The 10,778-nt window shown below is 67.4% G+C and carries 7 protein-coding genes; 4 read left to right on the forward strand and 3 right to left on the reverse strand.

Going from position 1 to position 10,778, the window contains the following annotated elements; all coding sequences use genetic code 11:
• Positions 1-168: 168 nt before the first annotated feature.
• The 3 genes from sucB to ACNQPB_RS19940 all read right to left on the reverse strand — a co-directional run bounded on the left by sucB (position 169) and on the right by ACNQPB_RS19940 (position 5,141).
• Positions 169-1,899 carry a 2-oxoglutarate dehydrogenase, E2 component, dihydrolipoamide succinyltransferase gene (gene sucB, locus ACNQPB_RS19930; RefSeq protein ID WP_498754159.1) on the reverse strand — a complete coding sequence of 577 codons (1,731 nt, stop codon included), beginning with the start codon at positions 1,897-1,899 and terminating at the stop codon, positions 169-171.
• Between the two features lie 102 nt (positions 1,900-2,001).
• Entirely contained in the window at positions 2,002-3,384 is a 1,383-nt protein-coding gene (gene lpdA / locus ACNQPB_RS19935; protein ID WP_498754160.1) for a dihydrolipoyl dehydrogenase, read from the reverse strand.
• Positions 3,385-3,614: 230 nt separating this feature from the next.
• Positions 3,615-5,141 carry a leucyl aminopeptidase gene (locus ACNQPB_RS19940; protein WP_498754161.1) on the reverse strand — a complete coding sequence of 509 codons (1,527 nt, stop codon included), beginning with the start codon at positions 5,139-5,141 and terminating at the stop codon, positions 3,615-3,617.
• A 254-nt stretch (positions 5,142-5,395) separates the two neighbouring features.
• Here ACNQPB_RS19940 and ACNQPB_RS19945 point away from each other — a divergent pair, with 254 nt between their 5' ends.
• The 4 genes from ACNQPB_RS19945 (at position 5,396) to ACNQPB_RS19960 (ending at position 10,656) form a co-directional block, all read left to right on the forward strand.
• Complete coding sequence (locus tag ACNQPB_RS19945; protein ID WP_498754162.1) at positions 5,396-6,334, forward strand: proteasome assembly chaperone family protein; 939 nt, start codon at positions 5,396-5,398, stop codon at positions 6,332-6,334.
• Between the two features lie 46 nt (positions 6,335-6,380).
• Positions 6,381-7,739, forward strand: a complete 1,359-nt coding sequence (locus ACNQPB_RS19950) for an MFS transporter (protein WP_498754163.1) — start codon at positions 6,381-6,383, stop codon at positions 7,737-7,739.
• 126 nt (positions 7,740-7,865) lie between these two features.
• Positions 7,866-9,122 carry a DUF4192 domain-containing protein gene (locus ACNQPB_RS19955; RefSeq protein WP_498754164.1) on the forward strand — a complete coding sequence of 419 codons (1,257 nt, stop codon included), beginning with the start codon at positions 7,866-7,868 and terminating at the stop codon, positions 9,120-9,122.
• A gap of 253 nt (positions 9,123-9,375) precedes the next feature.
• Positions 9,376-10,656, forward strand: coding sequence for an RNA polymerase sigma factor (locus ACNQPB_RS19960; RefSeq protein WP_498754165.1), 1,281 nt, complete (start codon positions 9,376-9,378; stop codon positions 10,654-10,656).
• Positions 10,657-10,778 lie beyond the last annotated feature (122 nt).

Genomic DNA, 10,778 nt, shown 5'->3' on the forward strand with positions numbered 1-10,778 from the left:
CACCCCCCATACCCTTCACCCCATCCCCTGGCCCCCCCGCTCCCCCACCCCTCCCGCCGCCCTCCCCCCCCCCCCGGGTGATTCGGCCCCCCACCGGGGGGGGGGGGGGGGGGTCACCCCCCCCCCCCCGGCCCGCCCTCGTTCCGGGGACCGTCTCCGCGGACGGTCCTAGAGGCCCAGGTCCGCTTCGAAGGCGCCTTCCTCAAGGCGGGCCTTGAGGGTCTGCAGGAAGCGCCCTGCATCGGCGCCGTCCACCAGGCGGTGGTCGTAGGTCAGGGACAGGTACATCATGGAGCGGATGGCGATCGAGTCGTCACCGTTCTCATCAGCAACCACCACGGCACGCTTGACGATGGCGCCGGTGCCGAGGATGCCGACCTGCGGCTGGTTGATGATCGGGGTGTCGAACAGGGCGCCCACAGAACCGATGTTGGTGATGCTGAAGGTGCCGCCGGACAGCTCGTCCGGGCCGATCTTTCCCTGGCGGGTGCGGCCGGCGACGTCGACGATCTTGCTGGCCAGGCCAGCAAGGTTCAGGTTGCCGGCGTCGGAAATGACCGGAACAAGCAGGCCCTTGTCGGTGTCTACCGCAATCGCGAGGTGTTCCGCGTTGTGGTAGGTGATTTCCTGCTTGTCTTCGTCGTACGCCGCGTTCAGCTTGGGGTGCTGCTTCAGGGCTTCGGCAACAGCCTTGGCGATGAACGGCAGGAACGTCAGCTTGACGCCGTTCTGTGCTTCGAAGGAGCCCTTCGCCTTGGTGCGGAGCTTGGCGATCTTGGTCATGTCGACCTCGTGCACCTGCGTCAGCTGGGTTGAGATTTCGAGGGATTCGCGCATGCGGCGGGCGATGACCTGGCGGATGCGCGGAGCCTTCTCCACCGTGCCGCGCAGCGAGGAAGCCACGACCGGTGCGGCGGCCTTCGGTGCTGCAGCTGCGGCGGGGGCAGCTGCGGGGGCGGCAGCCTTCTGTGCCTCGGCAGCGGCGAGGACGTCCTGCTTGCGGATGCGGCCGCCGACGCCGGTACCGGTCACCGTGGCGATGTCCACTCCGCTCTGGTTGGCGAGCTTGCGCACCAGCGGAGTGACGTAGGAGGAGGATTCCGACGATGCTGCTGCGGCAGGTGCAGCGGCGGGTGCCGGGGCTGCGGCGGGTGCAGCTGCGGGAGCCGGTGCGGCGGGTGCAGCTGCGGGAGCCGGTGCGGCTTCAGCGGCGGGTGCCGGGGCGGCCGGAGCGGGCGCTGCAGCAGGAGCCGGGGCGGCGGGTGCCGCGGGGGCAGCAGCAGGAGCGCCGGAACCCACGACGGCCAGGACGGAGCCGACCTCAGCCGTTTCGTCTTCGCTGACCCGGATCTCCAGCAGGGTGCCTGCGACGGGGGAGGGGATCTCGGTGTCGACCTTGTCGGTGGAGACCTCGAGCAGCGGCTCGTCGACCTCGATGGTGTCGCCGACGGCTTTCAGCCAGCGGGTGACTGTGCCTTCGGTGACGCTCTCGCCCAAGGCAGGGAGGGTGACTTCGTGGCCTTCGGCAGCGGCCGGAGCTCCTGCGGCGGGGGCGGCGGGAGCCTCGTCCGCGGCGGGGGCTGCGGGAGCCTCGGCGGGGGCGGCAGGGGCTTCCTCGGCTGCGGGAGCAGCAGCGGCGGGGGCTTCGGCGGCCGGAGCGGCGCCGTTGCCGATCCGGACCAGGGGAGCGCCGACCTCTGCGGTCTCGTCCTCGGCGACCAGGATTTCCTCGATGATGCCTGCGATCGGAGAAGGGATTTCGGTGTCGACCTTGTCGGTGGAGACCTCGAGCAAGGGCTCGTCGACCTCCACGCGGTCACCAACCTGCTTGAGCCAGCGGGTGACGGTGCCTTCGGTGACGCTTTCACCGAGGGCGGGCAAGTTAACGGATTCAGACATGTCGTCCCCGTTCTCCTTATTTGTTTTTTGTGCGGATGGGTGTTGCCTGTGTTGCCCTGCGCCGGCAGTTCATGCCGGCGCAGGGCGGCTGTCTGGTGGCTATTAGCCGTGGAGCGGCTTGCCGGCGAGGGCCAGGTTCGCTTCGCCGAGGGTTTCGTTCTGGGTGGGGTGGGCGTGGATGAACTGTGCCACGTCCTCCGGGTAGGCCTCCCAGTTGACGATCAGCTGGGCCTCGCCGATCTGCTCGCCCATGCGGGAACCGATCATGTGGATGCCGACCACGGGGCCGTCCTTCTGGCGGACCACCTTGACGATGCCGCCGGTGCCCAGGATGGAGCTCTTGCCGTTGCCGGCCAGGTTGTATTCCTGGGTCTGGACCTGGTCTTCGCCGAACTTCTCCTTGGCGCCCTTTTCGGTGTAGCCGACGGTGGCGATTTCCGGCTCGCAGAACGTCACCTTGGGGATGTTGACGTCTTCGACGACCACCGGGTTCAGGCCGGCGATTTCCTCGGCGACGAAAATGCCCTGCTGGTAGCCGCGGTGCGCGAGCTGGACCCCCGGGACGATGTCGCCGACGGCGTAGATGTTGCCGACGCCGGTGTGCAGGCGCTCGTTGGTGATCACGAAGCCACGGTCGATCGTGACTCCGGCTTCCTCATAGCCGAGGTTCGCGGTGACCGGACCGCGGCCGACGGCAACCAGAAGCAGTTCGGCTTCGAAGGTCTGGCCGTCCACGAGGGTGACCTTGACGCCGTTCTCGTCCTGCTCCACGCCCTGGAAGAAGACGCCGGTGCTGAACTTGATGCCGCGCTTCTTGAAGGCACGCTCAAGGGTCTTGATGATCGCGGCGTCCTCGTTGGGGACCAGGGAGGGCAGGCCTTCAACGATCGTGACGTCCACGCCGAAGGACTTCCACACGGAGGCGAACTCGACGCCGATGACGCCGCCGCCGAGGACGATTGCGCTCTTGGGGATGTAGTTCAGGGTCAGCGCCTCGTCGGAGGTGATGACGCGGCCCCCGATTTCCAGGCCCGGGAGGGAACGCGAGTAGGAACCGGTGGCCAGGACAATGTTCTTGCCCTTGTAGGCGGTGCCGTTCACCACTACGGTGTCGGTGCCCTGGAGCTTGCCCTCACCCTCGATGACGGTGATGCCCTTGGCCTTGATCAGGCCCTGCAGGCCCTTGAACTTGCCTGCGACGATGCCGTCCTTGTAGGCGTTGACGGCGTCGATGTCGATGCTGTCCAGGGTGACGTTCACACCGTACTTGGCGGCATCGCGGGCGTGGTCCGCGAGTTCCGCGGAGTGCAGCAGTGCCTTGGTGGGGATACATCCGTTGTGCAGGCAGGTGCCGCCGAGCTTGGCCTTCTCAACGAGGCCGACGGTGAAGCCAAACTGTACGGCACGCAGGGCCGTGGCGTAGCCGCCGCTGCCGCCACCGAGTACCAGGATGTCGAATTCTTGCGCAGTTGCCTGATCGGCCACTATGACGCTCCCTCGCGTGAACGATGGCACGAGATCACGGGCCATCTGGTCTTGGAACAAGTTCTGCCGCGATTATGCCAGCACGAAAAGTTCTCTTGCATTTGTGACTACCGTGGTTCACCTTAGCGAACCACCTATTCATGCTCCACCCTCCGGTGCCGTTTTGGGTGGTGCTTGTGGCCAGTCTCACGTCCGGCCGTGGGGCCGGTCATGGACCGGCCCCACAAGGGTTACGCCCCGGACCGGGAAAGCAGGTCTTCGGCGTAGGCGACGAGAGTGCGGACGGTGCAGCCGGTGCCCTGCTTGGGGGTGTAGCCGTAGGGGCTTCCGTTATTGAAGGACGGGCCGGCAATGTCGACGTGGGCCCAAGGGATCTGTTCCCCCTGGGCGTCCTTGCCGACGAACTCCCGCAGGAAGACTGCCGCCGTCATCATGCCGCCGTGGCGTTCGCCGATGTTCGCGATGTCCGCCACCTGGGAATCCAGGCTGGCGCGGAGTTCCTCCGGCATCGGCATCGGCCACACCAGCTCGCCGGCACGGTCGGCGGCGGATTTCAGGGCACCAGTGAGGTCGTCGGATCCCATGACTCCGGCGGTGCGGTTGCCGAGGGCGATCAGCTGGGCGCCCGTAAGGGTGGCGACGTCGATGATCGCGTCCGGCTGCTCCAGGCTCGCGGCAACCAGCCCGTCCGCCATCACCAGGCGACCCTCGGCGTCGGTGTTCAGCACCTCCACGGTCTTGCCGCCGTAGACAGTCAGGACATCGGCGGGGCGCTGCGCGGCGCCCGAGGGCATGTTTTCCGCGATGCAGAGCCAGGCAGTGGCCTTGATCGGCAGGCCGAGGCCGGCGATGGCAAGGACCGTATTAAGGACGACGGCGGCACCGGCCATGTCGCTCTTCATGTCGCCCATGCCGAGGGCGGGCTTGATGGAGATGCCGCCGGTGTCGAAAGTGATGCCCTTGCCGACCAAGGCAATCTTCCGGGTGGCCTTCGCGGGGGCGTACTCCACCTTGACGAGGCGGGGCTGGCGGGTCGAGCCCTTGCCGACGCCCAGGATGCCGCCGAAGCCTTCCTTCTCCAGGCGCTTCTCGTCCCAGACCGTCACCTTGACCGGCAGGCCCTTGGCCAGCTCCTTGGCGGCGTCGGCGAAGGACTCAGGGTACAGGTGGCTGGGCGGCTGGTTGACCAGGGTGCGGGTGGCGTTGACGGCGCGGCCCAGCAGCACGGCGCGGTCCAGCAGCGGCCTGGCTTCCTTGGCGTCCACCGCGGTGTGGATCAGGACGGCCGGCACCGGATCCTTGAGCCCGTTCAGGCTGGAACGGTGCTCGGTGTACGAGTAGGAACCCAGCGCGGCACCTTCGGCGACGGCCGCGACGTCGGCGGCGTCCGCCGTCGGGAACGCGAGCGTCACGGAGCGAAGGCCTGCGAGCTGGCGGACCGCGGATCCGGCGGCGCGGCGCAGGCTCTCGCCGCTGGTCCGCCCGTCGGCGTCGGGCTTGCCGGTGCCGGCAAGCACCAGGACGGCGGAGCCGGTTTCCGGAAGGCCGGGGAGACGGTGGACCTGATCGCTGGCCCCGGTGACGCCGAGGACGCCCAAGGAGCCGGCAAGGGTTTCGGCGGCCTTGGCGCTCAAAGGGTTGTCCAGCAGCACGGGGCCGTCGGGGCCTTGTGCAACACCGATGACCAGTGCTTCGCTGGGGGACTTCTTCAGGTCCTTGGCGATGATGCCAAGGGTGATGTCTGTAGTCTTCACCACGAGGATTTGTCCTCATCTCTCTTTGCATGGCTTTGCCGGGCTGCATGTCAGGCGCCCGGTTCCGGTCGCCCCCGGCCGTCGGGTGGACGGGTCCGGAAGTGCCTGGGGCCGCCGTGGCGGCACGTTTTGATCGTAGCCGCTCCGGCGCGGCGGGAAGCAATCAAATGAGATCTGCGGCACACGCGCCGCAGGAATGCGCCGCCGACGGCGGGCGTTGTACCGAAAGAAGTCGTATTGATTGAAAGGATCCTGCCGTGCTTGAAGGTATCTCCGGCTCATTCCTTGACCCCGAATCGCTCTACGCGGGCAATATCGGGCTCTTCCACAGTCCTGAACTCAAAGGCCTGAACATGCTGGTGGGTTTCACCGGCTTCGCCGACGCCGGGCACGTCGTCCGGCAGGTGAACGCCGAATTGCTGGAAGCCCTCGACGCCGAGACCGTGGCAGTGTTCGACGCCGACCAGCTGATCGACTACCGGAGCCGCCGGCCCCAGATCAGTTTCGTGGAAGACCACCTTGAGGACTACCAGGCGCCGGTCCTGGCCCTCTACCGCCTGCACGACGGGCTCGGCCAGCCCTTCCTGCTGCTGGCCGGATTCGAACCGGACCTGCAGTGGGAGCGGTTCGCGCGCGCCGTCCTTGGCCTCGTGGAAACCCTGCAGGTCAAGCTGGTGAGCTGGATCCACTCCATTCCCATGCCGGTTCCGCACACCCGGCCCATCGGTGTCACCGTGCATGGCAACCGGCCCGAACTCGTGGAAGGCATTTCCACGTGGAAGCCGACCGTCGACTTTCCTGCCGCCGTCGGGCATGTCCTGGAATACCGGCTCAGTGAGGCCGGGCACTCCGTTGCCGGATACGTCATACACGTCCCGCACTACCTTGCGGACGCCGAGTACCCGCCCGCTGCGGTGGCAGGCCTGGAATACCTCGGCGCGGCAACGTCGCTGATGCTTCCGACGGACCGCCTGCGGGAAGCCGGGCGCGAGGTCGGCCGCCAGATCGATGAACAGGTCGAGGCGTCCGAGGAGGTCAAGCAGGTGGTGGCGAACCTCGAGAGCCGCTACGACGACAAGGCCGAAGGGCAGGTCCGCCGCTCGCTGCTCGCGGACGAAAACGACGAGCTGCCCGACGCCGACGAGCTCGGCGCCGCTGTTGAGGCGTATCTCGCCCGCAAGGACGTGCGACCCTGAGTCTTCTTAAATCTGCTTTCTGCCCCTTTCCGGGGATAATTGAACGGTGAATGCACCCCGCGCCTGGCTCATCTGGTCGATCGGGGTGCTCGCCTATCTTGTGGCGGTTGCTCAGCGGACCTCCTTCGGCGTCTCTGGCCTGGAGGCCACTGAACGTTTCCACGCCGGCGCAGCCGCGGTATCGTTTTTCACCGTGCTCCAGCTGCTGGTGTACGCCGGCCTGCAGATTCCGGTGGGAATCCTCGTTGACCGCTTCGGTTCCCGGGTGATGATCGCCGGGGGCGCCGTGCTCATGGGGCTGGGACAGCTGGAACTGGCCTTCGCCGATTCGATCGGTGCCGGCGTCTTCGGCCGTGTGCTGGTGGGCGCGGGCGATGCCATGACCTTCATCTCCGTGATCCGGCTGATCCCCCTCTGGTTCGCTCCGCGCCGTGCGCCCTTGGTCACCCAGCTGACCGGGATGAGCGGCCAGCTTGGCCAGGTGATCAGCGTGGTGCCGTTCGCGCTGGTTCTGCACTCCGCCGGCTGGACCCCCGCCTACCTGATGCTGGCCTCCTTCTCCGCACTCGCCGTCGTGCTGGTGCTGGCGATGCTGCGGGACACCCCGCCGGGCCACCCGCCGCGCGACGGCAGCCAAGGCCTCCGGGCGACGGGCGTGAGCCTCGCACGGGCCTGGCGCCAGCCCGGCACGCGGCTTGGCCTGTGGAGCCACTTCACGGTGCAGTTCTGCGGCACGGTTTTCGCGATGTCCTGGGGGTATCCCTTCCTGGTCTCGGCCCAGGGGACCGGACCAGCAGTGGCTTCCGCCCTCATGGGCCTCTACGTGCTGGTGGGCATGATCGCGGGGCCGTTCTTCGGCAGCTTCGTGGCCAAGCACCCGATGCGCCGTTCGGCGATGGTCCTGCTCATTTCAACCGCCACGGCACTGACCTGGGCCGCGGTCCTGGCCTGGCCCGGCAGGGCGCCGCTGTGGCTGCTGGCCCTGCTCGCCGCGGTGCTGGCAGTGGGCGGGCCGAGTTCGATGATCGGCTTCGATTTCGCCCGCACCTTCAACCCTTCCCACCGGATCGGGACGGCAACCGGGATCGTGAATGTCGGCGGCTTCGTTGCCGCGCTCCTCACCATCTACCTGGTGGGCCTGGTCCTGGACCTCCTCAATGCCTCGGGATTCTCCGGCGGGGAACTCTACGGCCTGGATCCGTTCCGGATCGCCTTGAGTGTCCAGTTCGTGTTCCTTTTGCTGGGCGGGGTGCTGATCGTGCTGGTGCGGCGGAAGGTGCGCCGCCAGATGGCGGAGCAGGGCGTCCACGTCCAGCCACTGCCGCAGGTGCTGGCGGACCGCCTCCGCGAACGCCGCCTGCGGGGCAGGGGACCGGACGGAAAGCAGGACAGCTCCGTCGGCTGACCGCGCGGCGGCCATCAGTGCTCCTCCACAAGACAGTGCTCCTCCACAGGGGTCGGGCTTGCGCGGCTATCCACATAGGCGGATCAGCGCCTGCCACGATCCGCGGCTGCTGCCGATGCTGGGTCCATGACAAACGAACGCATGACCATCTCCAGCCCCGAGGACATCCTCGGCTACATCCCGCATGCCCTGGGTCTCTGGCCCGAGGAAAGCCTCGTGGCTCTGACCCTGCAGGGCAAGACGCTTGGTGCCACGCTCCGCGTGGACCTGCCTCCGGATTCCGGGCCACCCCTCGCCGCCTATGCCGAAAAGATCGGCGGGTACCTCGCCGCGGACCGGTCCGCGAACGGCGCGCTGTTGGTTGTCTATTCGGGGTCCGGCTGGGACGACGGCACCGTCGGGGAACGGTACCGGCCGCTGTTGCAGGGGGTGGAAGAAGTCCTCGACGCCGGCGGGTTGGTCCTGCGCGATGCATGGCTGGTGGGTCCCGGGCACTGGCGCAGCGCGTTCTGCGACGACCCCGGATGCTGTCCGTGGCCCGGGCACCCGGTCGAACGGATACACGACAGCCGGCTCAACGCCGAAATGGTGTTCCGTGGCAGCAGTGTCGCGCCCGGGACAGCGCCCGGTACTTCCTCCGGTCCGTTCGCCGGTCCGGAGGAACCCGGTTTCGCCGGGGAAGAAGCAGCGGCCCTGGAACGGTTCGGGGAGCTATGGAGGGACCGGGCGGCCCTGGGAACCATGCTCGACGCCTGGTTCCGGGTTCTTGACCGCGCGGACGGGTCCTCGGCGCCGGGAGCCGGGTCGGCAGCTTTTCTCCGGGCGAGCCTTCGCATACCCGCCTGGCGTGACGCCGTTGCGGTCGCCGCGGCCGCCGGGCGGGACACCGCGTGCGCGGGAGCCGAGGCCTTCGGATTCTTTCGAAACGGAATCAAAGCCGAGCTTGAGCTTCCCGATGAACTCGCGGTTACGGCCGGGCCCGGGGAAGGTAGTGCTCCCGCGGCTGGCTGGGCGTCCGTCCCGGCAAAGTTCCGGGCCCCAAGAGGTCCTGCGGACATGTTGCGCTATGGAGATGTGCTGCTCGGCCTGCACCCGGCGATCCCCGACTGGAAACGGCTCGACGCGCTGGACAGGCTCTTGGAAGACCTTTCCGCGCGCGGCGGCGGGGAAGCCAGGGCGGCAGCGCTCACCCTGCGCGGCTGGATCCAATGGTGCCGGGGGAGCGGTTCCTTCGCTGACGCCCTGCTCCGCCAGGCGGAGGCTGAACACCCCGGCTACCGGCTCGCAGCCCTGCTGACGGAACTTGTGCACCGCGGCACCCTCTGCGGCTGGGCGCGGAACAGGGGCGCTGCGTGGCGCCGGTTCGGCGGGGCAGCTGCCTGAATACCGCAACAGAATGACGATTCGCCCCCTGACAAGGAAAAGCGTGAGACAATGTAGGCCGAGACCCGGTTGGGTCCGTGTTTCAAGTGCCAGAGGCGTTCCCTTATTACCGGGAACATTTCGGTGGCGCCGGCAGTTTTACTGAGTGACTCTGCAGGCGCCGATCGCACTTGATGTTGATCGCGGACTTGACAGGGTCATAGTGGTGTTGCCCCCATGGTGATTCCACAGACCGCCGCTAGAAAGGTTTTCTGTGACCCCGTCTCCCGCCGAGAAGGAACCCGCCGCCCAGGCCGAACTGACCGCCGAAGAAACGAAGGCGGCCGCAACTGCCAAGCGTGCGGCAACACGTGCTGGCAAGGCTTCAGACGCAGAGAAGCCGGCCCCCAAGAAGCGTGGGCCCAAGCCCGGAGCCAAGGCAGCTGCCAAGGCATCCGGCGAATCCGAAGACTCTGAAGAAGAGGTGGAGGAAGAGGAGTTCGACGCTGCAGCTCCCGACGAAGCAGAGCTCGGCGAGGAGGTAGAGGAGGACGAGAAGAAGCCCGCAAGTACCGGCTCGGGCTTTGTCTACTCGGACGCCGACGATGATGACGCCCCGGTCCAGCAGGTCATGTCCGCCGGCGCCACCGCCGACCCCGTCAAGGACTACCTGAAGCAGATCGGCAAGGTCGCGCTGCTGAACGCCGAGCAGGAAGTCGACCTCGCGCTCCGCATCGAGGCCGGCCTCTTTGCCGAGGAGAAGATCAACTCCGACGACGGCTCGATGGACCCTAAACTCAAGCGCGAGCTCGAGTTCATCATCCACGACGGCAAGCGTGCCAAGAACCACCTGCTTGAGGCCAACCTGCGCCTCGTGGTCTCCCTGGCCAAGCGCTACACCGGCCGCGGCATGCTCTTCCTGGACTTGATCCAGGAAGGCAACCTGGGCCTGATCCGCGCCGTGGAGAAGTTCGACTACACCAAGGGCTTCAAGTTCTCCACCTACGCCACCTGGTGGATCCGCCAGGCCATCACCCGTGCCATGGCCGACCAGGCACGCACCATCCGTATTCCGGTGCACATGGTGGAAGTCATCAACAAGCTGGCCCGTGTCCAGCGCCAGATGCTCCAGGACCTCGGCCGCGAACCCACGCCGGAAGAGCTCGCACTGGAGCTCGACATGACCCCGGAAAAGGTCGTCGAAGTCCAGAAGTACGGCCGCGAGCCGATCTCCCTGCACACTCCGCTGGGCGAAGACGGCGACTCAGAGTTCGGTGACCTCATCGAGGACTCCGAGGCCGTTGTTCCTGCCGATGCGGTGAGCTTCACCCTGCTGCAGGAACAGCTGCACTCCGTGCTGGACACCCTGTCCGAGCGCGAAGCCGGCGTTGTCGCCATGCGCTTCGGGCTGACCGACGGCCAGCCGAAGACTTTAGACGAAATCGGCAAGGTCTACGGCGTGACCCGCGAACGCATCCGCCAGATCGAATCGAAGACGATGTCCAAGCTGCGGCACCCGTCGCGCTCCCAGGTCCTGCGCGACTACCTGGACTAGGACACCCGATCGACAAAACGGGCGTGGGGGGGGGGGGGGGGGGGGGGGGGGGGGGGGGGGGGGGGGGGGGGGGGGGGGGGGGGGGGGGGGGGGGGGGGGGGGGGGGGGGGGGGGGGGGGGGG

The organism is Curtobacterium sp. LFS079 (genome assembly GCF_047977865.1).
GTDB lineage: Bacteria > Actinomycetota > Actinomycetes > Actinomycetales > Micrococcaceae > Arthrobacter.